The organism is Frigoribacterium faeni (genome assembly GCF_011761235.1).
In the GTDB taxonomy this organism is placed as follows: domain Bacteria; phylum Actinomycetota; class Actinomycetes; order Actinomycetales; family Microbacteriaceae; genus Frigoribacterium; species Frigoribacterium faeni_A.
Genome location: NZ_JAAOYW010000002.1, coordinates 469392 through 495748 on the forward strand (window position 1 = coordinate 469392; position 26357 = coordinate 495748).

The window sequence follows — 26357 nt, forward strand, 5'->3', positions numbered from 1 at the left end:
CCCGGGGTACGGCTGGGGAGGAGTCCCTCCCGATCCCCTGTGCACGACGCGCGTGTCGGTGGTCCCCGGCATCGTATGGATCCTCTCGGCGCACTCCGGCGGCGGGACGCACCGCGAGGACGCTCCATGACCACCGCCACCACCGCCCGCACCGTCGCCGACGACGTGCAGGCCCCCGTCCGCGACCGCATCGCCGACGTCGCCGCCCGCCTGTTCGAGTGGCACGAGCTCAAGCCCGCGCAGGTCGAGGCCGTCGAGTCGCTGCTCGCCGGGCGCGACACCTTCGGCGTCATGCCGACCGGCTTCGGCAAGAGCGCGATCTACCAGGTCGCGGGCGCAGTGCTCGACGGCCCCGCCGTCGTCGTCTCGCCGCTCATCGCCCTGCAGGCCGACCAGGTGGCCGGGCTCGTCGGGCACCCCGACGCCCCGCCGGCCGTCGACGTCAACTCGGGCCACACCGACGACGAGAACGACGAGAGCTGGCGGCGCGTCGACGCCGGCGAGGTCACCTACGTGTTCCTGGCGCCCGAGCAGCTGGCCCGTGACGAGACCGTCGAGCGCCTCGAGCGGGCGGGAGTCGCCCTGCTCGTCGTCGACGAGGCGCACTGCGTGTCGTCGTGGGGCCACGACTTCCGCCCCGACTACCTGCACCTCGGCGAGGTCGTCGAGCGACTGGGCCGCCCGCCGGTCCTGGCGCTGACCGCGACAGGCTCGGGCCCCGTGCGCGACGAGGTCGTCGAGCGGCTGCGGCTGCGCGACCCGCTGGTGATCAGCCGTGGCTTCGACCGCCCCAACCTGTCGCTCGCGGTGCACCGCCACGAAGACGAGGCCGAGAAGCGCCGGGCGATCGTCGAGCAGGTCGCCGAGCTCACGACCCCCGGCATCGTCTACGTCGCCACCCGGAAGGAGAGCGAGCGCTACGCCGACGAGATCGGCGAGCGCTGCCCTGACCGCACCGTCGAGGCGTACCACGCGGGCCTCCGCTCGGCCGAGCGGGGCGCCCTGCACGAGCGCTTCCACGCCGGCGAGATCGACGTGATCGTGGCGACGAGCGCCTTCGGCATGGGCATCGACAAGCCCGACGTCCGCTTCGTCGTGCACGCCGACGTGCCCGAGTCGCTCGACGCGTACTACCAAGAGGTGGGGCGGGCCGGGCGCGACGGCGAGCCGGCCGACGCGACCCTGCACTACCGGGCCGAAGACCTGTCGCTGCGGTCGTTCTTCGCGTCGGGGCTGCCGTCACGAGCCGATCTGCGGCGGGTGCACGAGGCGATCCGCGCCTCCTCGGGGCCGATCGCGCGCAAGGCGATCACCGAGGCGACCGAGCTGAAGCCCCGCCAGGTGTCGCGGCTCGTCGACCTGCTGCTCGAGGCCGGCGTGGTCGCCGAGACGAAGAAGGGCTACCGGGTCACGAACGACCTCGACTCGGGGGCCGCGGCAGAGGAGGCGCGCCAGGCCGCCGAGGCCCGTGACCGCGTCGAGAAGTCGCGCATCGAGATGATGCGCACGTACGCCGAGGCGCGCGGCTGCCGACGCCGGTTCCTGCTCGGCTACTTCGGCGAGGAGGCTCCCCGGCGCTGTGGCAACTGCGACGACTGCCGTGCCGCGGCGGCCGAGCCCGACCGCCCGGCCGACGGCGACGCCGCCGGTGCCGGTGCCGCCGACGCCGGCACGCAGGCCGACCAGCCCGAGCAGGCGCCCCTGTTCGAGAACGACACGCGCGTCGAGCACACCACCTGGGGCCAGGGCACGGTCATGAGCACCGAGGGCGACCGCATGACGGTGTTCTTCGAGGGCGAGGGCTACAAGGTGCTCGCTCTCGAGGCCGTCGAGCAGCACGACCTGCTCAAGGCCGTCTGACGCCCAGCACGGTCCCGACGCGGCTTCCCTGTGAAGCTCCGCAGGAGTCGCGGCACCGTGCGGGAGTAGACGGGAACCACCTGACACACACGAGACACGGAGAACGAGATGTCGAAAGAGAAGAACGTCGCCACCCAGCAGCTGATCGGCGAGATCCTGACCGCCCGCGAGATCGACCGGCTCGGCGAGGGCTTCCACGCCGCCGTCGTCGACCACGACCCGGCCCCGGGCGCGCCCGCCGGCGTCGAGGGCATCAAGGCGTTCTGGAGCGACTTCTTCACGGCGTTCCCCGACGCCGACCTCGGCGTCGAGACGCTCGTCGCCGACCACGAGAACGTGACCGCCGTCTTCACCATCAAGGGCACCCACACGGGGCCGTTCCAGGGCCACGAGGCGACGGGCAAGAGCTTCACGGTGCGCGGCATCCAGGTCGGCCGCTTCGACGACGACGGCCTGCTCGTCGAGCGTTGGGGCGCCACCGACGAGGCGGGCCTCATGCAGCAGCTCGGCCTCGCCTGAGCCGCTCCCTCGCCACACGGCACCACCGCAGCACCGCACCACCGACCGGAAGGACGCACCATGAGCGACACCCAGATTCCCGCCTCCTCGGGCGACGAGCCCTACGACGAAGAGACCCAGTTCGAGGAGAGCCAGCAGATCGTCACGAACGACGCGGTCGCCGGCGAGACCGTGCTGCCCGGCCTTGGCGACGGCAACGACGGCCCCACCGGCGGCTCGCCGCGTGAGGCCGAGCCGAGGCTCGCCGACAACGACCTGGACAACCAGGACGTCGACCTCGACGAGACCGAGTAGCGCGCAGCAACGACACGACGCCCGCCTACCGCTCTGCGGCTGGCGGGCGTCGGCGTATAGGGGCCGAACACGAGCTCAGGGCGTGACTGGCCCGGTCGCCAGGCCCGCGCCGCCCTACCCTCGACATTTACTACCTGGCTAGAAACCTACTATCGGCCGGTAAGAATTTGCGACACTATTCGAAGCCGAAGAGGGTCATCGATATTGCTACAAAGGGCTGTTAGCCAACTAAAAGCTATTTCGGGCGTGGCAGTAATAGATTCTTGCCGGTACTTATACAGGAATGCGCCAATGATGGAGTCGTCTGCAAAAAGGTCCTCGACGTCCGAATCGCGAATTCCTTGAATAACAAAGGGCAGAGTTGATGCGTTCAACCAGTTGGAATCCAAAGCTATGCTCATCAGGCCCGTGAGGTTGTCAGACGCTTTACTATCACCGCCCAGCCGAATGAGCCAATCTCCAATGAGGCGTATCCAGCGCCGTAGCAGTTCTGCATTGTGGGATGCCTCACTTACGCTCCCAAGGAGCAACTCCATACGTGCATTAATTTCGTGACTTTCCGTTGGGGTTGCGAAGCGAAGCGCCTGTGCAGTGCCGGCGGGCTCCTGCTTGTCGAGCTGCAGTGCCAACGCAAATGAGCGAGGGGTGAAGGGCACACCCACATAGCCGGCTGATTGCAGTTGGGCATAGCCCACATCGCCCAGATCCGGTTCTATGAGCTTTTGGGACAGCAGAAACGACATCACCGCCGCGGTGCTGAATGCGCCTATTCCCTTGGATCGTGCCAGAGACCGAAGAGCGGCATCATCCGCCCAAAGCGCCTTCTTCTCTACTACTGCTGCATCCAGCGCTGCCACCCACGATGCGTCTGCGAGGCCACCTCCCGACAGTTCCGGCAGACCTCGTGTTTCCGTGGGCGGTAGGCGGCTCATAACCTTCGCCCATTCCGACAGTTGCAGGGCGCGGTCCTTAGCCCTGGCGAGGTCTTCGTCGGATACTGAGAGCGGCACAAAACCGCCTTCCACACCCTGAGGCACTAATGAAAGTCCGGATAGCGTGCGCACGACAAATTCCCCGGCAATGGCATCGCGGTATTGCGCGGCAGGAATGGCTAACGATGGGAACGCCCCGAAGACCGAAGCGGCCAACCCCTTATGGAGCACCGACAGTGTGAATATCGAGGACAAATCGACGACAACACCGCCAGCAACGCCGTCCCCGACACCCTGCAATTCGTATTCGTCTACTCGGGAAGAGTGCCGCGGGGCGCTGCCCCAGAGGACAAGGACTTCCGAGTATGTGCGGTCCTGAACAGATGACAACATGCCTAGAGGCATAGATCCGATTGTCAAGGCCTCGACGAGTTTCTCCAGATCCGAGTCCGAACCAAAGCGATCGAGCTGATCCTGGCGGCTTCGCATGCCTTCCTCGCCGTCAGGCCGCGGTGCGCCACCCGCCATCCCCCGTCGAGCAGCAAGTGCGTTATTGATTGAATTCAAAACATCGCTAGAATCGACCTCATAACGTTGCAGTGTGCCACCCTCGGGAAAGTCCTCCCAATAAGATGCGAAAGCGCCCCGAACGTCACTTAGCTCGTCAGAACCAACTTCGACAGTAATAAATGTGATGAGAAGCGCAGCCCTTAATTGTTCGTCATGAGGCCACGGGGAGACGAACTCAATCGCGTCGGAGATTGAGCCCACTCTCGGGCCAATCTGCCGGCGCAGGTCGAGCCACGTGAGGGCATGGTTGCGCTCGATAGGACGCGGGCGTCCGGCATCCTCCCAAGCCTTAAGACTCTCAGGAAAGTCCCCGGCGCGATAACGAGCCTCGACAAGGGTCCATACGACCACCGGATTGTCAGGCAATCTCTTAAGCAGCAGCTTGGCCGCCTTGCTTGCAGCATCCCAGTCGTCGAGGCGTCCAGAAGCGTTGATGATGACCCGGTGCGCTTGTATATCACTTCCCCAGCCAACCGGCGCACACGCTAGGGCCTCTTCTGCGTACCGCCGTGCGTCATTGGCCCGTTGGTCCCTGAGGGCGAATTCCGCGGCGCTCTGCCACAAATCCGCATCCTCAAACTTTTGAGCGGCTGCGATTGCCAGCTGCTCGGCATCACCGTGTCGTCCAGTGCGTGAAAAGTATTCGAGCAGGCTGAGCGTTGTTCGCCGGTTTGAGAGGGCCGTAGTACGAGCTTCGGGAACGGCCACTGATGGATTACGCACCAACTGCACCGTGAGCTCAAGACTGGCCGCAACGTCCTCACTTATTGCAGCTACAGCAACCAGTCTTTTATGTCGGACCCCTCGAAGCGCGAGACGCCAAAGCAAAATGGCCTGCTGTCTTGGACTGGTCTCCGCGTCGGCAGCTAGACACCATCGCATGACAGCCATGCTTTCATGACCGACTGCCTCTTCTAAAAGCCCCAGGATGTCATTCCGTCGAGATGCAGAACTTATCCTCGTCAAGAGTTCTAGGGTCTTGTCGGTTTCCCCTGAGCGAGCTGCGAAGTATGCAAGTTCCTCGCTGACGGGTATCGAAGTTGCCTCGTCGTCAATCGCATCACCGTCTGGGAGCGGAAGCCCGAGTCGAATGGCACGCGCTGAGTCTCCGAGTGTCAACGCTATGCGCATCGCTTTCGCAACAGCCTGTCCACTTGGAAGTCGAAGCTCACGACACCGATTACGGACCTCTAGGGCTAAGTCAAGGGCTTCAGCGAGTCGTGATGAGCCGCCATAGGCCTCGGCATCGTGGTGACTTCCTAAAATTGCCTCTATCGCAAGAAGGCCGGCTGCTGCCAAATCAGTCTTGCGCCATAGGTCTCGACCCGCTTGTTCGGCGGAATCCCAATTTCCGCGAGAGAGATACGTACGAGTCGCCACGAGCATGTGTTGTGCGCGTTCCGATTCCGATTCCGGATTCCAGCTATCAAGAAGATCCTGCCCATCCATCGGGGTCGCACGGAGCTGAGCTATAGCTGCATGCGCCCAGGGATGAGTGTTTACAGGCTCCAGATACGCCAACTGCTGTTCGGTTGTCCAGTCAGATTGACACTGAATTTCTCGAACGCGCCAGTACCCGCCTGGGCTTGCGCCTGCGGCCACTGCCTGATGGTAGTAACTTGCAGCGACATCCGAAAGACCATATTCTTCGGCAAGTTCTCCCATGAACGCAACTACGTCGGGATAGGCACCTCGAAAGTAAGTAAAGTCGCTTTCAGACCAAGTGCGGAGCTGGGATCCAGGGTTTGAAGCAGCCACGACGGCCGCCACGGCGTCTGCAATGCTTGGCCATCTAGCCAAAGCAAGCGTGGCCTGCTCGGCAATGAGGCGCGGCAAGTTTTGGGCCTTATAAGGAAAAGCTGCGGCCTCGTTGTTACGGGCTTGGATCTGGCTCGACAGATGTGTTTCGACTTCTTCCACCCGTTTTACAACGACCTGTCCACTGGCAGCCATAGCCGCTTGTGTGCTCAAGCCCGAGAGGAGAGCAGCCCGCGAGGGCGTCACCAGCTCCGTGTAAGCCATGTATATGACCGCAGTCGCGCGTTCCGACGAGATACCTCGTGGAGTCAAATCGCTGATGAGACCGACTAGGGACAGTTGTGCATTACGAGACGCCGGCCCTACGGTACCGAACGACTCGAGCGCCGCGCCGTCGCGAAGCGATCGGTAGATGAGGCCTAACTTAACTCGTTGACCATCTTCTTGTCGAAAAATCTGCCGCGATCGAAAGGCAACGCGTAAGTTTAGGGACATCCGGAGCGCCGCCGTAGACGCGAGGCGAGCAAGCGGTCCAGCTGGCAACGTTGGCACAACAACTCCTAAGTGAACCTTTCGCATGGAAGTACATGCCATTTGTTCTTATCAATATGAGCTTCAACCCCACTCTTCGTAGGAGGCTCCAGGGAATCGATGGCCGGCAGGAACGAAGTCCTGGACTCGGCCATTTTACCGCGGCAATCTAGCTCAAAGTGCTCGTGCAGCGGCCGTCAGAGTTCCTCCGAAGTACGGCTGTGGAAGGGCGCTAAGTCCTCAAGGAAGTTGTCGTCGTCGCTGCCTACCGTAAGCAACTGCATCAATTTGCCAGATGAGGTGTATCTCTGTCCAGAAAGAAGCGGTAACAAGTCCAGCGCGTCAATATTCTCCATTTTTGCTACTCCGAAATTAGATCTTAGTGATCGGCGCGACCTTGATCAGCAGCTTCTTGCGGCCGGCCGAGTCGAAGAGCACCTCGGCGATGCGGCGTGCGCCCTCGCCGGTGACGGCCATGACGCGACCCTCGCCGAAGTCGACGTGCGAGATGCGGTCGCCCGTCTCGAGCACGAGGTCGCCGTTGTCGCGCACCGTGCCGGTGACCCGGTTGGCCCACTCGGTCTTCGGCTTCGTCTTCGCTGCCGCCGTCGCGCGGTCGTAGCTGCCGCTGCCGTAGCCGCCCGACGCGCGCGGGGTCGCCCCGCGGTTGCCGTCAGGGCCGCCCTCGCGACGCGCGTTGAGCGCCCGCGGCTGGGTGCCTCCTCGGCTGTTCGCCATGCCGGGCGACTGCTTCCAGTCGATCAGGTCGACCGGGATCTCTTGCAGGTAGCGCGACGGCATCGCCACGTTCACCTCGCCGAACTGGGCCCGGGTCATCGCCAGCGACAGGAACAGCTGCTTGCGGGCACGCGTGATGCCGACGTAGAACAGCCGGCGCTCTTCGGCGGGGCCGCCCGGCTCGCTCGCCGACATGCGGTGCGGCAGCAGGTCTTCTTCGACGCCGGTGAGGAACACCGCCTCGTACTCGAGCCCCTTCGCCGTGTGCAGGGTCATCAGCGAGACCGTGCCGCTCGAGTCGTCGAGGTCGTCGGCCGCGGCCACCAGCGTGACCTCGGTGAGGAAGTCGAGCAGGGTGCCGTCGGGGTTGTTCCGCTGGAACTCCTTCGTGACGGCGACGAGCTCGTCGATGTTCTCGGCGCGTGCCTCGTCTTGCGGGTCTCTCGACGCACGCAGCGCCTCCACCAGGCCGCTGCCCTCGATCAGCCGGGTGAGGATCTCGTGCACCGGCGCCGTGTCGGCCGTGGCCTGCACCTCGTCGAGCAGCGTCGCGAGGCTGGTGATCGCCCCGGTCACCTTCGGGCCGAGGCCGAGCTCTTTGGCGTTGCGCATCGCGTCGCGCAGGGGCGCCTCGCGCTCGTCGGCCCAGCGCTGCATCGCCGTCTCGGTCGCGGGGCCGATGCCGCGCTTGGGCACGTTCATGATGCGGCGCAGCGCCATCGGGTCGGACGGGTTCGCGACCGTGATCAGGTACGCCATCGCGTCCTTGATCTCGGCGCGCTCGTAGAACTTCGTGCCGCCGAGCACCCGGTACGGGATCGCCGAGCGGATGAAGATCTCTTCGAGGGCACGCGTCTGCGAGTTGGTGCGGTAGAACACGGCGACGTCTTTGTACGCGGTGCCCTGCTCGTGCAGCTTCGCGATCTCGTCGGCGACGAACTGGGCCTCGTCGTGGCCGGTGTAGCCGGTGAACCCGACGATCTTCTCGCCGGCGCCGACCGTCGTGAACAGGTTCTTGGCCTGCCGGTCGAAGTTGTTGGCGATGACCGCGTTCGCCGCGTCGAGGATGTTCTGCGTCGACCGGTAGTTCTGCTCGAGCAGGATCACCTTCGAGTTGGGGAAGTCGCGCTCGAACTCGACGATGTTGCGGATGTCGGCGCCGCGGAACGCGTAGATGGACTGGTCGCTGTCGCCGACCACCGTGAGCGACGCCCCGGGGATGCGCCCGCTGCCGTCGCGCATCGACTGCACGAACTGGCCGCCGCGCTCGAGGGCGTCGACATGCTCGGGGTCGACCGGCCGCGTCAGCTCGCGGATCAGCGCGTACTGGGCGTGGTTGGTGTCTTGGTACTCGTCGACGAGCAGGTGGCGGAACCGCCGCTGGTACGTCGCCGCCACGTGCGGGAACGCCCTGAACAGGAACACCGTCTGCGCGATGAGGTCGTCGAAGTCGAAGGCGTTGGCCTGCTGCAGCGACCGCGTGTACTGCCGGAAGATCTCGAGGAACATCACGTCCTGCGGGTCGCCGGCGTTGATCTGCCGCGCGTACGTCTCGACGTCGCTGAGCTCGTTCTTGAGCTTCGAGATCTTGCCGGCCGCCTGGCTGACCGTGAAGCCGAGCGAGTCGGCGTCGAGCTGCTTGAGGATGCGCTTGAGCAGCGCCCGCGAGTCGGCCGAGTCGTAGATGGTGAAGCTCTTCGTGAAGCCGAACTGCTCGGCCTCGCGCCGCAGGATGCGCACGCACGCCGAGTGGAACGTCGAGATCCACATGCCCTCGGCCGCCTGGCCGACGAGGTGCTGCACGCGCTCGCGCATCTCGGCCGCGGCCTTGTTGGTGAAGGTGATGGCGAGGATCTGGCTCGGCCACGCCTCGCGGGTCGCGATGAGCCCGGCGATGCGCCGCGTCAACACGCTCGTCTTGCCCGACCCCGCGCCGGCGACGATGAGCAGCGACTGCCCGCGGTACTCGACCGCCTCGCGCTGCTGCGGGTTCAGCCCCGCGGTCAGGGGATCACCGGCAGAACCGGAAGCGTCAGAGGGCTCGAGCACGATCGTCATGGCGCGGCCAGTCTAAGCCGGGCCCCCGACATCGACACGAGGCGGCGGCCAGCCCACGAGGAGGCGGCGGCCCGGCCACGAGGAGGCGGCGGCCCGGCCACGAGGAGGCGGCGGCCGAGCCCCGAGGAGGCGGCAGCCCGGTCAGAGGGGCACGCCCGCCGCCCACGCCGCGAGCGCCCGCAGCCCCGTCTCCGCGAAGCCCGCGAGGAGCACGGCGAGCCAGGTGCCCCGCGGGGCGCTGGTGCGCACGAGGTCGAACACCCGGCTCGGCAGCGGCGCCCGGAACGCGCGGACGGGCGCGAGCCACCGCTCGGGTCGCCGCGGCAGCCGCCTCGCCGTCTCGGGGTCGATGCCGCGCTCGTCGCCCGTGTGCACGGCCGTGAAGAAGAAGCCCACGAAGCGCGAGCCGGTCAGCAGCCACTCCACCTCGAGGTCGGAGTCGGGGAGGCGGGGGGCGCGTCCCGTGTGCTGGGCCACCGCCTCCTCGTGTCGCCTCACGCGCACGCGCGTGGCCCAGACGGCCGGCACGACGCTCGTGCTCGCCAGCGAGCTGGCGGCCAGGCCGCCCATCATGACGGCGAAGGGCGCGACGACGAACAGCCCGGGCGACTCGAGCGGCGAGGCGAGCGCGAACACGAACCAGAACGCCGCGACGAGCACCAGGACCAGCGCCAGGACGAGGGAGCCGAGGCAGGCGACGACCGCGCGCACGAGCACCGCCTCCGAGCGGCGCCACCAGTCTCGTCGCATCCCCGTCACAGCCCGTCGCGCACCGCGACCGCGCGCTCGGGCTGGTCGGCGAACACGCCGTCGAGCCCCAGCGCCATGAGGTCGGCGAACTCCGATTCCCAGTCGCCCTCGGCCGCGTCGCCGCCCGCCTGGCGGTTCGCCTTCGCGAGGAACGCGTTCTCGACGCGCAGCGTCCAGGTGAACACGTCGAGACCGGCCGCGTGCGCCCGGTCGACGATCTCGGGCCGGGTCTCGCCGGAGGCGCGCAGCAGCAACGCCTTGTTCAGCGAGACCCCGTGCAGCCCGGCCTCGGCGAGCCCGGCCAGCGACGCCTCGTCGAGCTGGTCGGCGTAGGTCGGGGCCGCCGAGCCGAGCCGGGCCACCTGGTCGGCCGCCGAGCCCGCCCTCTCGACGAGCCAGACGAGCCGGCCGGCCACGCCGCGGTCGCGCAGCTGCCAGAGCACCGTCTGCTCGAAGCTCTCGACCGTGAGGCGCGCGTCGCCCGCCCAGCCGTGTCGGGCGAGCTCGTCCGCCACGAGCTCGTCGAGGGGCAGCCCGAGCGAGGCGAAGTGGTGCGCGTGCTTGAGCTCGGCGACGAGCCCGACCTCGCGCGGGGCGTCGTCGAGCAGCCGGAGCAGGTCGCTCAGCCGCTGGATGCCGCCCTCGCCGTCGTGGGCCGCGCTGAGCGGGCGCAGGTGCGGCAGGCGCTCGCGCACGGTCAGGGTCGCGAGCTCGTCCCAGGTGAAGTCCTCGGTGAACCAGCCCACCGCCTCCTTGCCCTCGATCTGCTTCGTCGTGCGCCGGTCGGCGAACTCCGGGCGGTCGGCGACGTCGGTCGTGCCCGAGATCTCGTTCTCGTGCCGCAGCACCAGCACGCCGTCGCGCGTCGGCACGATGTCGGGCTCGATCGCGTCGGCCCCGAGCTCGATCGCGAGGCGGTAGGCCGCCTCGCCGTGCTCGGGCCGGTGGCCGCTGGCTCCGCGGTGGGCGATGACGAGGGGCCGTGGCGACATGGCAGCCACGCTAGCGGCGGCCGGCGACGAAGGAGGCGGCACCCCGCACCCGAGACCGGGCAAGTCTGCAGCCGGTGCACGTTCGCCTGCCGCGAATCCCGGCCTCATCAGGCAAATCCTCAGCCCTCCCCCGGCCGACACCCGTTAGCCTCGTCTCTACGGCGACGCAGCACACAGCACCTCGCGTCGCGACCACGTCTCACGACCAGAAGAGGAACTCCCTTGGCATTCTCGAATCCCGGCTTCAGTCAGTCGCCGGCCTTCTCGGAGAAGGGCGCCGCCGTCATCCGACAGGAGCGCGCCGCTGCGGGTCAGCGCCCCGTCGAGTACAACGGCATGACCGCCGAGCAGCTGCAAGACCTGTACACGCAGCCCGCCGCAGGCCCGGTCGAGACCGACCGCATGACCTACGAGGACACGATCACGAAGACGGTCATCGCCTTCGCCGTCGTCGCGCTCGGAGCAGCCGTCGGCTGGTTCGTCCCCGCCCTCGCCATCGTCGGCGCGATCGCCGGCTTCGTGCTGGCGCTCGTCAACATCTTCAAGAAGCGCCCGTCGGCCGGCCTCGTGCTCGCCTACTCGGCGGCCCAGGGCCTGTTCGTCGGCGGCATCTCGTCGATCTTCGAGGCTCGGTTCGACGGCATCGTCACCCAGGCGCTGCTCGCGACCGCCTCGGTCTTCGTCGTCACCCTGCTGCTGTTCCGCAGCGGCAAGATCCGTGCGTCGGCCAAGGCCACGAAGATCTTCATGATCGGCATGATCGGCTACGCCGTCTTCTCGCTGCTCAACCTCGGCCTCATGGCCTTCGGCGCCAACTCGAACCCGTGGGGCCTGCGCGGCACCGACATCCCGGGCACGAGCATCCCGATCGGCTTCGTCCTCGGCATCCTGGTCATCCTCATGGCCGCGTACTCGCTGGTGCTCGACTTCACGAACATCAAGACGGGCGTCGAGCGCGGCGCCCCGCGCATCTACGGCTGGTCGGCCGCGTTCGGCCTGGTCATGACCGTCGTGTGGCTCTACGTCGAGATCCTGCGCCTCCTCGCCATCCTGCGAGGCAACGACTAGCAGGTCGGCGACACCAGGAGGCGGGGCTCGTTCCGAGAGGGACGGGCCCCGCTTCTTCGTGCCCGGGAGCGCGGAGACGCGGCCCCGCCGGCGCGCGGGCCGCGGGCCGGCGCCCGCGGCCCGGCGCCGAGGCGGCCCAGCGCCGGAGCGGAGCGCCGACGTGACGGGAAAGGGACGTCCTGCCGGTGGGCCCACCGGCAAGACGTCCCTTTCGTGCCACCTAGGGGCTGGTGGCCGCGGCGCACGCTCGGGCGCCCGGCGCGAGCGGGGTCGGTGCCGCCCGCTTGTCGACCCGCGTCAGCACGCTCCGCAGGAGCCCGCGCGGAACGCGATGCCGAGCACCTACTGGTGGGCACCCACGGCGCAGGGCGCCGTGGGAATGACGCGAAGCGTCATTCCCACTCGATCGTCCCCGGCGGCTTCGACGTGACGTCGAGCACGACGCGGTTGACGCCGTCGACCTCGTTCGTGATGCGGTTCGAGATCTTGGCGAGCACGTCGTAGGGCAGGCGCGTCCAGTCCGCCGTCATGGCGTCCTCCGACGAGACCGGACGCAGCACGATCGGGTGGCCGTAGGTGCGGCCGTCGCCCTGCACGCCCACCGAGCGCACGTCGGCGAGCAGCACGACCGGGCACTGCCAGATGCTGTCGTCGAGACCGGCGGCGGTCAGCTCGGCGCGGGCGATCGCGTCGGCCTTGCGCAGCAGCTCGAGGCGCTCGTGCGTCACCTCGCCGATGATGCGGATGCCGAGACCGGGCCCGGGGAACGGCTGGCGCCCCACGATGACCTCGGGCAGGCCGAGCTCGCGGCCGATGGCCCGCACCTCGTCCTTGAAGAGCGTGCGCAGCGGCTCGACGAGCTCGAACTGCAGGTCTTCGGGCAGGCCGCCCACGTTGTGGTGGCTCTTGATGTTCGCGGTGCCCGTGCCGCCGCCGCTCTCGACGACGTCGGGGTAGAGCGTGCCCTGCACGAGGAACTTCACGGCCGAGTCGCCCTCGGCGGCGGCCTCGAGCACGAGCGCCTCGGCGGCGCCCTCGAAGCTGCGGATGAACTCGCGGCCGATGATCTTGCGCTTCTGCTCGGGGTCGGTCACCCCGGCGAGGGCGTCGAGGAACTGCTGCTCGGCGTCGACCGTGACGAGGCGGACGCCCGTCGAGGCGACGTAGTCCTCCTCGACCTGACGGCGCTCGTCGGCGCGCAGCAGGCCGTGGTCGACGAACACGCAGACGAGCTGGTCGCCGACCGCCTCGTGCACGAGGGCGGCCGCGACGGCCGAGTCGACGCCGCCGGAGAGCCCGCAGATGACGCGCGACGAGCCGACCTGCTCGCGGATGCGGGCGACCTGCTCGGCGATGACGTTGCCGCTGTTCCAGTCGGCGGGGATGCCGGCGGCGCGGTGGAGGAAGTTCTCGAGCACGGCCTGGCCGAACGACGAGTGCTTGACCTCGGGGTGCCACTGCACGCCGTAGAGCTTGCGGGCGTCGCTCGAGAACGCGGCGACGGGGGTCGCGGCGCTCGACGCGAGCACGTCGAAGCCCTCGGGGGCCTTCGAGACCGAGTCGCCGTGGCTCATCCACGTCGTCTGCGAGGTCGGCTGGCCCGAGAGCAGCGTGCTGTCGCCCTCGGCGAGGGTGACGTCGGTCGCGCCGTACTCGCGCTGACCCGTGCGGGCGACCTCGCCGCCGAGGGCCTTGGCCATCGCCTGGAACCCGTAGCAGATGCCCAGCACGGGCACGTCGAGCTCGAGGATGGCGGGGTCGAGCCCGGGCGCGCCCTCTTCGTAGACGCTCGACGGGCCGCCGCTGAGCACGATGCCGACGGGGTTCTTGGCCGCGATCTCGGCCGCCGTGATGGTGTGCGGCACGATCTCGGAGTAGACGTTCGCCTCGCGCACGCGTCGTGCGATCAGCTGCGCGTACTGCGCGCCGAAATCGACGACGAGGACGGGGCTCTGGGCCGTCTCGGTGGCTTCTGTCACGCGGGGGCTCCCTGGGTGTTCGGGGTGGGCTCGGCGACCAGCGCTGCGTGCTCACGCATCGCCAGCTTGGTCATGTGGCTCTCGACGAAGAACGAGAGGAACGGCACGACGCCGCCGAGCGCGATGAGGATGAACCGCGAGAACGGCCAGCGCATCAGGCTCCAGAGGCGGAAGTCGGCGAAGAGGTAGACGACGTAGAGCCAGCCGTGGGCGATCAGGATCGCCGTCGACAGGTTGAACCCGGTGGTGATCGAGTCGACCGGCACGAGGAACCCGCCCTCGCCGCCGAGCTGCATCTCGAGCTGCAGCGGCGTGTACTTGAACGCCATCTCGAACACGAGCAGCAGCAGCATCACGCCGGTGACGTACGCGGAGATCTTGTAGAACCGGACGGCACCCGGGATCTTCGGGATGTCGCGTTGCCGGGGCTTCAGGGGCATGGGGTCGATCCTACCTGCGACGCCGACGGGGCCAGGGCGGGGTCGGTCGTCGTCGAGCCAGCGCAGGAGGTGCGGGTCGGCCTGTGCAGGAGGGACGAGGTCAGGAGGCGGTCGCCCCCTCGAGCCGCGCCTCCTCGGCCTCGTCGACGTCGCGCTCGAAGCGGTCGCGCACGAGGCGGAACCAGAGGAAGATCGCGAAGCCCGCGAACACGACCCACTCGATCGCGTAGAAGACGTTGAGCCAGTTCAGCGACCGGTCGCTCTCGGGGGCGACCGAGTCGATCGCGGCCAGGCCGTCGACGGGGTCGGCGGACACCACGTAGCCCGAGTAGACGTCGCCGTCGAGGTCGGCCCACTCGTTGACGAGCGCGGGCACCGACACGACGTTCTCGCGTCCGCCGCGGAAGTCGCCGTCGGAGGGCTGGTCGCTCGGCATGTAGCGGCCGGTCACGGTCACGGTGCCCGTGGGGACGGCGCTCTCGGCGGCCTCGGCCCCACCCTCGTCGCTGCTCCAGCCCACGGCCACGACGACCGACGAGCCGTCGACGTCGTCGACGAGCCGGCCGATCAGCCACGACCCGGGGTCGCCCCCGTTGTAGCGGTCGACGACGACGCGGAAGTCGTCCGGGTCGAACCGGCCGGTCACCTCGACCATCTGGCCGCCGACCCGGTCGTAGAACGGCGACTGCGGCTCGACGACGTCGCTGAGCACCTTGACCGTCTCGGTCTCGGGGTTGACCTCTTGCCCGCTCTCGACGCTGCGCTCGATCTGCCAGTGGCCGAGCCAGGCGAAGATGCCCGCGATGACGAGGCAGAGGGCGAGCATGGCGATCCAGCGGGGGCGGCGGGCGACCTCCCACATGCTGGCGGGCACGTCGACGACGCTCGAGACGGGAGGGTCGTCGGTGCGGGTCACGGGGCTGATCGTACCGCCGCTCCTGCGGGAGCCTGCTGGGTGCCCGCAGCCCGGCGGCCGGGCACTCGCCGGACCCGTTCCCGCAGCCCACAGCCTGCGGCCGACGGCCCGGCAGCCCGGCGACCCGGCCCGGCAGCCCCCGCGTCAGTACTCGGGGTCGCGCTGCCGCGTCGCCCGCTGGTCGGACTGCTGACCGGCCTGCTCGGCGAGGATCGTCGCGCGGGCGCGCTCCTGCTCGTCGAGGTCGTCGTCGTCGTCGTGCTGTGCCGCGCCCGGTCCGTCCGTGCCGAGCAGCGCCTCCTCGTCGTCGCGGTCGGCGTCACCCGACGACGCCGGCGCCTCGCCGGCGAGCGCCGCCTCCATCAGGGCGATCTCCTCGGCGTGACGGGCGTCGCGCTCGACCCGTCGCGCCTCGGCCGCCTCGCGCTCGGCGCGCCGTCGCGTGCGCAGCACGACGCCGCCGATGCGCTCGGAGTTCGCCGCGAGCACCGGGCCGAGCACCGCCATGATCAGCACGTAGAGGCCGGCGAAGGGCTGCAGCCGTTCGTCGAGCCCCGCGCCGGCCGACAGCGTCGCGAGGATGAGCGCGAACTCGCCCCTGTTCTGCAGGATGACGGCCGTGTTGATGCCCGCCTGCGGCCCGAGCTTGTTCAGCCACGCCACGAACTGGCCGGCGATGACGTTGAGCGCGACCGTGATGCCGACGGCGATCACGACCGGGCCGAGCACGCTCGGGAACAGCGACGGGTTGAGCCCGAGCCCGAAGTTGAGGAAGAAGAACGCGCCGAACACGTCGCGCATCGGCAGCGCGAACTGCTCGACCCGGTTGCGGTACCGCGTCGCCCCGATGATGAGGCCGATGAGGAACGCGCCGATCGCGTCGGTCACGCCGAGGATCTCGCCGAGGCCCGCGAAGAGCACCGCGAGCCCGAAGAACAGCACGGTGAACAGCTCGTCGTCGCGGGTGCGCATGAGCTTCGAGACGACCGCCCCGCCCCACCGCGCGACGGCGAACATCGCGACCAGGAACGCGAAGGCGACCACCAGCTTGAGCACGACCGGCAGCGGGTCGGTCTCGCCGCTGAGCACGACCGACACGATGGCGAGGTAGATGGCGATGAAGATGTCCTCGACGACGGTCACGCCGAGGATCATCGGCGTCTCGCGGTTAGCCAGACGGTTCAGCTCGATCAGCAGCTTCGTGACGATCGCGCTCGACGACGTCGCCGTCATCCCCGCGATGATGAGCGCCTCGCGGGTGCCCCAGCCGAGCATGAAGCCGAAGACGAGCCCCACGCCCATGTTCACGGCGATGTAGCTGCCGCCCGAGACGATCAGGCGGCCCGCGTTGGAGAAGAACTCGTCCTGGTCGAACTCGAGGCCGAGGTTGAACAGCAGCAGGATCAGCCCGAAGATCGCGATCAGCTCGATGCTGTGCGAGTCGAAGCTGATCGGGAACCAGCCCGTGTTCGTGCTCGCGAGCAGCCCGACGATCATGTAGATCGGGATCGAGGGCAGGCCGATCAGCTTGCCTGCCCTGCCCAGCCCGTAGGCGATCAGCAGCAGGACGCCGAGGACGACCAGCTCTTCACCCAGGTGCACCGGCGATCAGCTCCCGGGCGGAGCGTCGACCGGGCTGCGGTGGCGCAGCTCGCCCGTGCGGTAGAACGCGAAGGCCTTGGCGACCTTCTCGGGGCTGCCCGCCACGACGAGCGTGTCGCCCGGGAACACCTTGAAGTCGCCCGACGGCGCGGGGTTGGCGGCGTCGCCGCGCACGACGGCGACGACCGTGAGGCCGACGACGCCCTTGGCGCCGAGGTCGCCGAGCGGCTGCCCGGCGATGTGGTCGTCGTAGTCGACCGTGAACCAGTCGATGCTGAGCCCGGGGATCTGGTCGAGCGCCGACAGCGACTCGGTGATGCGGGTGCCGCCGAGCAGCTCGGCGAGGGTGTGCGCCTCGTCCTCGCTGAGGCGCAGCGACACCTTCGTGACGTCGGCGCCGTCGGCGTCGTCGCTGAACGTGATCAGGTCGCTGTGGCCGGAGCGGTGCGTGATGACGCCGCACTTGCCGCCGTCGTCGGTGATGAAGGTGTGCAGCACGCCCACACCGGGCAGCTTCACTCGACGCACATCAGCCATGGTCCGACTCCAGGTCACTCAGGGGCAGTCGTCTCAGCTTAGCGACGGGCACGGACGCGGACACCGGGCTGCTCATGCGGTGGACAACCCGCCCCCGTCCCCCGGTGTTCCCGGGACGACGCCGCGTTCTCGGCGGGCGGACGCAGGAGGCGCGGTGCCCGTCGAGCGGACACCGCGCCTCCTGCAGTCGGTCGCCTCGCGACCGCGGGGTGCTACTCCGAGCGGCCGCCCGGGGTGCCGGCCGACGTCTCGTCGGCCGGGGTGCCCGCGGGCTCGACCACGTCCTCGCCGGGCTTCGGCGCGCCGCCCTGGTCGGCGCCGGGCACGACGACGTCGTCCTCGTCGAAGCCGAAGGTGATGTCGGGGGCCTCGAGCCGCACACGGTCGGCGGACTCGTCGTCGGGCTCGAGCTGGCTGGCCCGCTCGGCGGCGACGCGCTTGAGGTAGTTGCCGACCTCTTCTTCGGTCTCGGCGTCGGACCAGCCGAGCACCTCGGCCATCAGCTTCGCCGCGACGGGGGCCGCGGACTCGCCCCTGTCCCACGCCTCGATCGAGATGCGGGTGCGCCGCGCGAGGACGTCCTCGAGGTGCAGCGCGCTCTCGTGGCTGGCCGCGTAGACGACCTCGGCCCCGATGTAGTCGTCGGCCCCGGGCAGCGGCTCGGCCAGCTCGGGACGCTCGCCGATCAGCGCCAGCACCTCGTCGGTCAGCGTGCCGTAGCGGTTGAGCAGGTGCTCGACCCGCACCTTGTGCACGCCGAGCTGCTTGGCGATCTTGCCGCGCTTGTTCCAGGCGGCGTGGTAGCCCTCGGCGCCGAGCAGCGGGATCTCCATCGTGGTGCTCTCGGGGATGCGCCCGTCGAGCGCGGCGACCGCCTCGTCGATGGCGTCCTCGGCCATGACCCGGTACGTCGTCCACTTGCCGCCGGCGACGACGACGAGGCCGGGCACCGTGTGGGCGACGATGTGCTCGCGCGACAGCTTCGAGGTCTGGTCGGACTCGCCGGCCAGCAGCGGGCGCAGGCCCGCGTAGACGCCCTCGACGTCGTCGCGCGTCAGCGGCACCGCCATCACCTTGTTGACGTGCTCGAGGATGTAGTCGATGTCGGCGGCCGTCGCGGCGGGGTGCGCCTTGTCGAGGTCCCAGTCGGTGTCGGTGGTGCCGACCAGCCAGTGACGGCCCCACGGGATGACGAACAGCACGCTCTTCTCGGTGCGGAAGATCATGCCCATGTCGGAGTGGATGCGGTCGCGCGGCACCACGAGGTGGACGCCCTTCGAGGCGCGCACCTTGAACTGGCCGCGCTCGCCGACCATCGCCTGCGTGTCGTCCGTCCAGACGCCGGTCGCGTTGACGACCTGCTTGGCGCGGATCTCGAAGTGCTCGCCCGTCTGGTAGTCGTGCGCCTTCACGCCCACGACCCGCTCGCCGACCTTGACGAAGCCCTCGACCCGCACGCGGCTGGCGGCGTGCGCGCCGTAGCTCGACGCCGTCCGCACGAGCGACGAGACGTAGCGCGCGTCGTCGACCTGGGCGTCGTAGTAGGTGAGGCCGCCGACCACGGCGTCCTTCGACAGGCTCGGGATGGCCCGCAGCACCTGCGTCTTGCTGAGGTGGCGGTGGTGGGGCACCCCGGGCGGGCGCCCGCCCGTCCAGCTGAAGATGTCGTAGAGGGCCATGCCCGCGCCGATGTAGAAGCGCTCGTAGACCGGCTTGCTCAGCGGGTACAGGAACCGCACGGGCTTGACCAGGTGCGGGGCCAGGCGCTGCAGCAGCAGGCCGCGCTCGATGAGCGCCTCGCGCACGAGACGGAAGTTCAGCTGCTCGAGGTAGCGGATGCCGCCGTGCACCAGCTTCGACGACCGGCTCGAGGTGCCCGAGCCCCAGTCGCGCGCCTCGACGATGCCGACGTTGAGCCCGCGGGTGACGGCGTCCAGGGCCGAGCCGGCCCCGACGATGCCGCCTCCGATCACCAGGATGTCGAGCTCTTCGGTCTTCAGGGCCTCGACGGCGCGATCGCGCTCGTCCGGCCCGAGCTTCGAAGAGGGTGTCTCGGTCGCGGTCGTGGCCATGCGGTGCCTCCATCGTCGGATCGGTCAGCGGGTCGAGGACCCGTGCATGCGACCATCCAACGCCCGATCGCCTGGCAGCGCCAGGAGAGAACGACCTGCCTGTGGAGGTTGTGCCGCCTAGTGCGGCTGGTAGGGAGCGACGACGACCTCGCTGCGCTGGAACTCCTTGAGGTCGCTGTAGCCGGTCGTCGCCATCGAGCGACGCAGGGCGCCCACGATGTTCGCCTGGCCGTCGACCGTCTCGGCCGGGCCGTAGAGGATCTTCTCGAGCGTGCCGACCTGGCCGACGTGCACTCGGCGACCGCGGGGCAGCTCGGGGTGGTGCGCCTCGGCGCCCCAGTGGAACCCTCCGCCGGGCACGTCGGTGGCGCGCGCGAGCGCGGCGCCCAGCATGACGGCGTCGGCGCCGCAGGCGACGGCCTTGACGATGTCGCCCGAGGTGCCGAGGCCGCCGTCGGCGATGACGTGCACGTAGCGTCCGCCCGACTCGTCGAGGTAGTCGCGGCGAGCGCCCGCGACGTCGGCGACCGCGGTCGCCATGGGCGCGTGGATGCCCAAGGAGGCGCGGGTCGTGCTGGCGGCGCCGCCCCCGAACCCGACGAGCACGCCGGCCGCGCCCGTGCGCATGAGGTGCAGCGCGGAGGTGTACGTGGAGGCGCCTCCCACGATCACCGGGACGTCCAGCTCGTAGATGAACTTCTTGAGGTTGAGTGGCTCGGTCGTCTTCGACACGTGCTCGGCCGACACCGTCGTGCCGCGGATGACGAAGAGGTCGACGCCGGCGTCGACGACCGTCTGGTACAGGTCTTGCGTGCGCTGCGGGCTGAGCGAGCCGGCCACGGGCACCCCGGCGGCGCGGATCTCGGCGATGCGCGCGGTGACGAGCTCGGGCTTGATCGGCTCGGCGTAGATCTGCTGCATGCGCGCGACCGTCTCGGACTCGGGCAGGTCGCGGATCTCGGCGAGCACCGCCTCCGGGTCGTCGTAGCGGGTCCAGACGCCCTCGAGGTCGAGCACGCCGAGGCCGCCGAGCTGGCCCATGCGGATGGCCGTGGCGGGGCTCACGACCGAGTCCATCGGCGCGGCGATGATGGGCGACTCGAAGTGGAACGCGTCGATCGACCAGCTGACGGACACGTCGCGGGGGTCGCGGGTGCGCCGGCTCGGGACGATCGCGATGTCGTCGAACGCATAGGCGCGGCGTGCGCGCTTGGAAACGCCGATCTCTACCTCAGTCACGCCGCAACCCTACCGGAGGCGCGGGTCGGCTCCCCGGGCCCGCCCGCCCCGCCGACGGGCGAGTTCGACTCGGGCGGGCCACCGGTACCGCCCGCCGCCGTCGCACCCGCCCGCCTAGGACGCCCGGAGGCGGCGCACCCCGGCGGCGGACAGCCGGGTCCCGAGCCTCTCGGCGTCCAGGGCGGTAGCCCAGTCCCAGCGGACGAACGCCCTCACCTCGTCGAGGCCACGGACGGCGTCCTCCCGCTTCTTCTCGTCGATCACGACCTGCGCCGGGGAACGCCCGGCGCGCATGCCCGGGTCCGAGTACTTGAGGTCGCCGTCCGCCTCGCCCACCGCCCCGACGTCCGGCCACCAGAAGTCGACCGTCGCCACGTGCCGGCCGGCGTGCCGGAACTCGTGCTGCAGGACGGGGTCGGGCAGGCCGAGGAGGCGCATGCCGACCCTGCTGATCGACTCCAGCGGCCGATCGGCCAGCGGCGACGCGAAGGCCACCACCGCCTCGAGCCTCCGGGCGCCGCGGCGTGTGCCCCGGGAGGCGAACTCGGCGACCATGTCCGCGAGGGTGACGGCCCCCGTGCGGAGCGCGTGGTCCGTCATGACGACCGCGCGCGTGAAGGACTCCGTCAGGCACACGTCGACGAGGGCGACGGCGAGGGGCGTCACGAGCAGGCCGCCCGTCTCGGACTGCGCGTCGAGCTCGTGGGCCCTCGCGTGCTTGACGAATCCGTGTTCGCGCCTGCTGCCGCCGGCCGGCGGCACGAGGACGTGCACGCCGTGAGGGGGCGCCCCGACCAGCGGCAGCCCGTGCAGCACCGCCGCCGACACGTGGCTGACGACGACGGGCGTGCGAGACGCCGCCGCGGCTCCCCTGATGCGGAGGCGGTGACGCTCGTCGACACCCGCCGCGGCCCACGTCGACGCCGCCACGTAGGCGCCGGGCCGCAGCCGCACGAGCTCGCCGCGTGCACAGGCTCGCCGCAGTTCGGCGGGGTCGAGGCCGAGCGAGGACGACCGTCGGCTGAGGAACAGGTCGTCGTGGGCGATCGGCGTCGTCATGGCGACAGCTTCGCGACCACGGACGGCCCCGCGCCGCCCGCAGGCCCCCTCCTGTGCGCCGCTCGCGGCCTCCGCCGCCTGTGGAGGACCGGCAGACCTGCCCCCGGGGAGACGACGACGGGCGAGTTCGTCCGGACCGGGCCGCCGCGACGGCCCGAGAACGACGAACTCGCCCGTCGGGGGCAAGCGCTGGGCTAGCGGCGGTAGTTGGGCGCCTCGACGACCATCTGCAGGTCGTGCGGGTGGCTCTCCTTGAGGCCGGCCGCGGTGATGCGGACGAACTTGCCCTTGGCCTTCAGCTCGTCGACCGTGCGGCCGCCCACGTAGAACATCGACTGCCGGAGGCCGCCGGTGAGCTGGTAGACGACGTTGCCCAGCGCGCCGCGGTAGGGCACCTGGCCCTCGACGCCCTCGGGGATGAGCTTGTCGTCGGTGGGGACGTCGGCCTGGAAGTACCGGTCCTTCGAGTACGACGTGTTCTTGCCGCGGGTCTGCATGGCCCCGAGCGAGCCCATGCCCCGGTAGTTCTTGAACTGCTTGCCGTTGACGAAGACCAGGTCGCCGGGGCTCTCGTCGCAGCCGGCGAGCAGCGAGCCGAGCATGACGGTGTCCGCGCCGGCGACGAGCGCCTTGGCGATGTCGCCCGAGTACTGCAGGCCGCCGTCGGCGATGACCGGCACGCCGGCCTCGCGCGCCGCGAGCGACGCCTCCCAGACGGCGGTGACCTGCGGCACGCCGACGCCGGACACGACGCGGGTGGTGCAGATGGAGCCGGGGCCCACGCCGACCTTGATGGCGTCCGCGCCGGCCTCGATGAGCGCCTCGGCGCCCGACCGGGTCGCGACGTTGCCGCCGATGACGTCGATCGCCGCGAACGACGGGTCGGCCTTGATGCGCTTGATCATGTCGAGCTCGCCGGTGCTCTCGCCGTTCGCGGTGTCGACGACGAGCACGTCGACGCCCGCGTCGCGGAGCGCGCACGCGCGCTTCCAGGCGTCGCCGAAGAAGCCGATCGCGGCGCCGACGCGGAGGCGGCCCTCGTCGTCCTTCGTGGCATCGGGGTACTTCTCGCTCTTGTCGAAGTCCTTGACGGTGATGAGGCCGCGCAGCTTGCCCTGCTCGTCGACGAGGGGCAGCTTCTCGATCTTGTGCTGGGCGAAGATCGCCACCGCCGAGTCGGGGTCGACGCCCTCGGGGGCCGTGATCAGGGGGGCCTTCGTCATGACGTCGCGCACGAGCGTGGTCTGCATCTCGAACGGCGAGACGAAGCGCATGTCGCGGTTCGTGATGATGCCGACGAGCGTGCCGTCGCGCTCGACGACCGGGAGGCCCGAGACGCGGAACTGGCCGCACAGGGCGTCGACCTCGGCCACGGTCGCGTCGGGCGAGGTCGTCACGGGGTTCGTGATCATGCCCGACTCGCTGCGCTTGACCTTGTCGACGTGCGCCGCCTGGTCTTCGATCGACAGGTTGCGGTGGATGATGCCGATGCCGCCCTGGCGGGCCATCGCGATGGCCATGCGCGACTCGGTGACGGTGTCCATCGCCGCGGAGAGCAGCGGGACGGCGACGCGGATGCGCTTGGTGAGGCGCGACGAGGTGTCCGCCTCGCTCGGGATCACGTCGGTGCGCCCGGGGAGGAGCATGACGTCGTCGTACGTGAGTCCGATGAATCCGAACGGATCCGGCTGGTCCATGGGTCCCCTTCGAAGGTGCGGGTGAGATGGGAGGAGGGAGCACCGGTTCGCCGTCGAGTCCGGTGATCGATCTTAACCCGGCCCGCGCCTCCTGCATTCCGGTCGTGGCGTGCCCGCCGGGGCCGGACGACAAGGCAGGAGGCGCCCCGACACGCCGCAGGACGGCCCCCAGGACACGATTGGGTGACGAATTTTCGACTCTCCCCTGTGTCCTGCACGAAACACGGCCGACACACGGCGAAAGTATCTTCACCAACGACGGTGGGCCAGCGGCACCCGGGGCATCGCCCCGACTGGCACCTGTCCAGGAGGTCCCGTGAAACCCGACACGACCATCGCACCGCGTGCTCTGCGGCCTGCCCTGATCGTCACCGTCCTCGCGCTGTTGCTCGGCCTCGCCGGCTCCTTCGTCTCGGTGATGGCGGCGCCCGCCGCAGCCCACGCGTCCGGCGGCGCCACCGCCTCCTGCGCCGCCGATCCCTCGACCGGCTGCATCCAGGGCAGCATCCGCACCTCCGAGGGCGAGCCGGCCACCGGCGTCGTCCTCGACGTGACGGGCCCCGGCGGCTTCGAGCAGACGGCGGAGGTGGACGGCACCGGCCGCTGGGCGCTGCCGGTCACCGAGGCGGGCCAGTACACGGTCACCCTCGACACCGACTCGCTGCCCGACGGGCAGTTCCTCACGAACGCCGAGCAGGACGAGCGCATGGTCAACGCCACGCTCGGCGCCAACGCCGGCGTGATCTTCCAGCTCAGCGAGACCGAGGGCGCCACGACCGGCGGGGCGCAGGCCTCGTCGTTCAGCTGGGACCGGGCCGCGCAGCAGTTCGCCTCGGGCATCCGCCTCGGCCTGCTGCTCGCCCTCGCCGCGATCGGCCTCTCGCTGATCTACGGCACCACGGGCCTCAGCAGCTTCTCGCACGGCGAGCAGGTGACGCTCGGCGGGCTCCTGGCCTACGTGTTCGCGAACCAGCTGGGCATGAACATCTTCGTGGCGGCGACGCTGACCGTGGTCATCTGCGCCGCGACCGGGTTCCTGCAGGACGCCGCGATCTGGAAGCCGCTGCGGAGGAAGGGCCTGAGCCTCACGCAGCTGATGATCGTCACCATCGGCCTCTCGATCGCCCTGCAGTACGCGTTCCAGTACTTCTTCGGCGCGGCGACGGTGCGCATCCAGACGGCCAACCCGACCACGGTCACCTTCGCGGGCATCACGCTCACGGTGCAGTCGTACGTGGCCATGGGCATCTCGGTCGTCGTGCTCGTGCTCACCGGGCTGTTCCTCACGAAGACGCGGACCGGGCGTGCCACCCGCGCCGTCTCGGACAACCCGGCCCTGGCCGCCGCGTCCGGCATCGACGTCGACCGCATCATCCGGCTCGTCTGGACCCTGGCCGCCGGCCTCGCCGGCCTCTCGGGAGTCATGCTCGGCCTCGTGCTCAACGGCGTCAACTGGATGACGGGGCTGCAGATCCTGCTGCTCATGTTCGCGGCCGTCACGCTCGGCGGACTGGGCACCTCCTTCGGGGCGCTCGTCGGCTCGCTCATCATCGGCGTCATCGTCGAGCTCACCAACCTGGTGCTGCCGGGTGACTTCAAGTACGCCACCGCACTGCTCATCCTGATCGTCATCCTGCTGTTCCGGCCGCAGGGCATCTTCGGTCGCGCCGAGCGGATCGGTTGAGGGGAAGAACCATGGACTACGTCATCGACCTCATCCGCCAGCTCACCGGCGAGGCGCTCGCGCCGACCACCGCCGCGTTCGCTCTCGCGGCCATCGGCCTCAACATCCACTTCGGCTTCACCGGCCTGATCAACATGGGCCAGGCGGCGTTCCTGCTCGTCGGCGCCTACGGCTTCGCGATCTCGCTCGTGAGCGGCCTGCCCCTCGGGCTCGCCGTGCTCATCGGGCTCGCCGCCGGCCTCGTGTTCGCGCTCATCCTGGGCGTGCCGACGCTGAAGCTGCGGGGCGACTACCTCGCCATCGTCACCATCTGCGCGGCCGAGATCATCCGCATGGTGGGCCGCTCGAGCATCCTCACCGACGTGACCGGCGGCTCGAACGGCATCACCGGGTCGTCGTACCGCGACCCGTTCACCGCCCTGTCGCCGCTGCCCGACGGCCAGACCACGATCCTGTGGTTCACGTACGACAACAACGGCGTCAACGGCTGGTGGATCCGCATCGTGGCCTGGGTGCTCGTGGCCCTGCTCTGCCTCATCGTGTTCCTGCTCAACCGCAGCCCCTGGGGCCGCGTGCTCAAGGGCATCCGCGAGGACGAGGACGCCGTGCGCAGCCTCGGCAAGAACGTCTTCTCGTACAAGATGCAGGCGCTCGTCTTCGGCGGCGTGATCGGCTCGTTGGCGGGCATCATCTACGTGCTGCCCTCGTCGGTGCAGCCCGACGCCCTCGGCCGCTCGACGACGTTCTTCATCTGGACGGCCCTGCTGCTGGGAGGCGCCGCCACGGTGTTCGGACCGGTGCTGGGGGCGATCCTGTTCTTCGTCGTCCGCCTCGCGATCCGCACCCTGGCAGGCGACTTCATCCCGGCGAGCATCATGAGCAACCAGCAGGCCGACCAGTTCTCGTACGTGCTCGTCGGCATCGCCCTGATGTGCCTCATCATCTTCCGCCCGCAAGGGATCCTCGGGAACAAGAAGGAGCTGTCGTTCAGTGTCTGAGACGAACACGACCACCCCGAGCGCCGGGCGGCGCGACAAGCCCGGCTACGACTACGACCGGGAG

Annotated in this window: 19 protein-coding genes; 6 read left to right on the forward strand and 13 right to left on the reverse strand. The window is 69.3% G+C overall.

The features are described from left to right. The first annotated feature begins 126 nt into the window (after positions 1-126). From FHR78_RS08700 to FHR78_RS08710, 3 genes are all read left to right on the forward strand, one after another. The gene (locus FHR78_RS08700; protein ID WP_166760125.1) at positions 127-1860 is read left to right on the forward strand and encodes a RecQ family ATP-dependent DNA helicase; all 1734 of its coding nucleotides are present in this window, start codon (positions 127-129) and stop codon (positions 1858-1860) included. Between the two features lie 108 nt (positions 1861-1968). Next, positions 1969-2379, forward strand: coding sequence for an ester cyclase (locus FHR78_RS08705; RefSeq protein WP_166760126.1), 411 nt, complete (start codon positions 1969-1971; stop codon positions 2377-2379). Positions 2380-2439: 60 nt separating this feature from the next. After that, entirely contained in the window at positions 2440-2673 is a 234-nt protein-coding gene (locus FHR78_RS08710; RefSeq protein WP_166760127.1) for a hypothetical protein, read from the forward strand. Positions 2674-2822: 149 nt separating this feature from the next. Here the strand turns inward: FHR78_RS08710 and FHR78_RS08715 are convergent, their stop codons facing one another. The 4 genes from FHR78_RS08715 to FHR78_RS08730 all read right to left on the reverse strand — a co-directional run bounded on the left by FHR78_RS08715 (position 2823) and on the right by FHR78_RS08730 (position 11002). Beyond that, a complete protein-coding gene (locus FHR78_RS08715) occupies positions 2823-6197 on the reverse strand; it encodes a PIN domain-containing protein (RefSeq protein WP_166760128.1) in 3375 nt (1124 codons plus the stop codon). A gap of 639 nt (positions 6198-6836) precedes the next feature. Then, a complete protein-coding gene (locus FHR78_RS08720) occupies positions 6837-9260 on the reverse strand; it encodes an ATP-dependent helicase (RefSeq protein WP_166760129.1) in 2424 nt (807 codons plus the stop codon). A 141-nt stretch (positions 9261-9401) separates the two neighbouring features. Continuing rightward, complete coding sequence (locus FHR78_RS08725) at positions 9402-10010, reverse strand: hypothetical protein (RefSeq protein ID WP_166760130.1); 609 nt, start codon at positions 10008-10010, stop codon at positions 9402-9404. Positions 10011-10015: 5 nt separating this feature from the next. Next, positions 10016-11002 carry a glycerophosphodiester phosphodiesterase family protein gene (locus FHR78_RS08730; protein WP_166760131.1) on the reverse strand — a complete coding sequence of 329 codons (987 nt, stop codon included), beginning with the start codon at positions 11000-11002 and terminating at the stop codon, positions 10016-10018. A gap of 222 nt (positions 11003-11224) precedes the next feature. Here FHR78_RS08730 and FHR78_RS08735 point away from each other — a divergent pair, with 222 nt between their 5' ends. Further along, positions 11225-12070, forward strand: coding sequence for a Bax inhibitor-1/YccA family protein (locus tag FHR78_RS08735; RefSeq protein WP_166760132.1), 846 nt, complete (start codon positions 11225-11227; stop codon positions 12068-12070). A gap of 392 nt (positions 12071-12462) precedes the next feature. Here the strand turns inward: FHR78_RS08735 and guaA are convergent, their stop codons facing one another. From guaA to guaB, 9 genes are all read right to left on the reverse strand, one after another. Then, positions 12463-14049, reverse strand: a complete 1587-nt coding sequence (guaA, locus tag FHR78_RS08740; protein WP_166760133.1) for a glutamine-hydrolyzing GMP synthase — start codon at positions 14047-14049, stop codon at positions 12463-12465. After that, the gene (locus tag FHR78_RS08745; protein WP_166760134.1) at positions 14046-14489 is read right to left on the reverse strand and encodes a DUF3817 domain-containing protein; all 444 of its coding nucleotides are present in this window, start codon (positions 14487-14489) and stop codon (positions 14046-14048) included. Before FHR78_RS08745 ends, guaA begins: the two co-directional genes overlap by 4 nt. 100 nt (positions 14490-14589) lie before the next feature. Continuing rightward, positions 14590-15405: an SURF1 family cytochrome oxidase biogenesis protein gene (locus FHR78_RS08750; RefSeq protein ID WP_166760135.1), complete on the reverse strand. Its 816-nt coding sequence runs from the start codon at positions 15403-15405 to the stop codon at positions 14590-14592. 144 nt (positions 15406-15549) lie between these two features. Further along, positions 15550-17007 carry a cation:proton antiporter gene (locus FHR78_RS08755; RefSeq protein WP_166760136.1) on the reverse strand — a complete coding sequence of 486 codons (1458 nt, stop codon included), beginning with the start codon at positions 17005-17007 and terminating at the stop codon, positions 15550-15552. Positions 17008-17013: 6 nt separating this feature from the next. Then, the gene (locus tag FHR78_RS08760) at positions 17014-17544 is read right to left on the reverse strand and encodes a cation:proton antiporter regulatory subunit (protein ID WP_166760137.1); all 531 of its coding nucleotides are present in this window, start codon (positions 17542-17544) and stop codon (positions 17014-17016) included. A gap of 212 nt (positions 17545-17756) precedes the next feature. After that, on the reverse strand, positions 17757-19616 hold the full coding sequence (locus tag FHR78_RS08765; protein WP_166760138.1) for a glycerol-3-phosphate dehydrogenase/oxidase: 1860 nt from the start codon (positions 19614-19616) through the stop codon (positions 17757-17759). A 117-nt stretch (positions 19617-19733) separates the two neighbouring features. After that, entirely contained in the window at positions 19734-20855 is a 1122-nt protein-coding gene (locus FHR78_RS08770) for a GuaB3 family IMP dehydrogenase-related protein (protein ID WP_166760139.1), read from the reverse strand. Positions 20856-20969: 114 nt separating this feature from the next. Further along, positions 20970-21914, reverse strand: coding sequence for a type IV toxin-antitoxin system AbiEi family antitoxin domain-containing protein (locus tag FHR78_RS08775; RefSeq protein ID WP_166760140.1), 945 nt, complete (start codon positions 21912-21914; stop codon positions 20970-20972). 194 nt (positions 21915-22108) lie between these two features. After that, positions 22109-23611, reverse strand: coding sequence for an IMP dehydrogenase (gene guaB, locus FHR78_RS08780; protein WP_166760141.1), 1503 nt, complete (start codon positions 23609-23611; stop codon positions 22109-22111). A gap of 316 nt (positions 23612-23927) precedes the next feature. On the opposite strand from guaB, the gene FHR78_RS08785 reads away from it, so the two are divergent. Together FHR78_RS08785 and FHR78_RS08790 are read left to right on the forward strand one after the other, a co-directional pair. Beyond that, positions 23928-25295, forward strand: coding sequence for a branched-chain amino acid ABC transporter permease (locus tag FHR78_RS08785; protein ID WP_347878123.1), 1368 nt, complete (start codon positions 23928-23930; stop codon positions 25293-25295). 11 nt (positions 25296-25306) lie between these two features. Continuing rightward, on the forward strand, positions 25307-26293 hold the full coding sequence (locus FHR78_RS08790) for a branched-chain amino acid ABC transporter permease (RefSeq protein ID WP_166760142.1): 987 nt from the start codon (positions 25307-25309) through the stop codon (positions 26291-26293). The last annotated feature ends 64 nt before the right edge of the window (positions 26294-26357 follow it).

Coding starts and splice junctions, on each gene's coding strand:
- FHR78_RS08705 (WP_166760126.1), top strand. CDS start 1,969: ATGTCGAAAGAGAAGAACGTCGCCACCCAGCAGCTGATCGGCGAGATC.
- FHR78_RS08730 (WP_166760131.1), bottom strand. CDS start 11,002: ATGTCGCCACGGCCCCTCGTCATCGCCCACCGCGGAGCCAGCGGCCAC.
- guaB (WP_166760141.1), bottom strand. CDS start 23,611: ATGGACCAGCCGGATCCGTTCGGATTCATCGGACTCACGTACGACGAC.
- FHR78_RS08775 (WP_166760140.1), bottom strand. CDS start 21,914: ATGACGACGCCGATCGCCCACGACGACCTGTTCCTCAGCCGACGGTCG.
- FHR78_RS08725 (WP_166760130.1), bottom strand. CDS start 10,010: ATGCGACGAGACTGGTGGCGCCGCTCGGAGGCGGTGCTCGTGCGCGCG.
- FHR78_RS08765 (WP_166760138.1), bottom strand. CDS start 19,616: ATGGCCACGACCGCGACCGAGACACCCTCTTCGAAGCTCGGGCCGGAC.
- FHR78_RS08715 (WP_166760128.1), bottom strand. CDS start 6,197: ATGGCTTACACGGAGCTGGTGACGCCCTCGCGGGCTGCTCTCCTCTCG.
- FHR78_RS08710 (WP_166760127.1), top strand. CDS start 2,440: ATGAGCGACACCCAGATTCCCGCCTCCTCGGGCGACGAGCCCTACGAC.
- FHR78_RS08790 (WP_166760142.1), top strand. CDS start 25,307: ATGGACTACGTCATCGACCTCATCCGCCAGCTCACCGGCGAGGCGCTC.
- FHR78_RS08700 (WP_166760125.1), top strand. CDS start 127: ATGACCACCGCCACCACCGCCCGCACCGTCGCCGACGACGTGCAGGCC.
- FHR78_RS08745 (WP_166760134.1), bottom strand. CDS start 14,489: ATGCCCCTGAAGCCCCGGCAACGCGACATCCCGAAGATCCCGGGTGCC.
- FHR78_RS08760 (WP_166760137.1), bottom strand. CDS start 17,544: ATGGCTGATGTGCGTCGAGTGAAGCTGCCCGGTGTGGGCGTGCTGCAC.
- FHR78_RS08720 (WP_166760129.1), bottom strand. CDS start 9,260: ATGACGATCGTGCTCGAGCCCTCTGACGCTTCCGGTTCTGCCGGTGAT.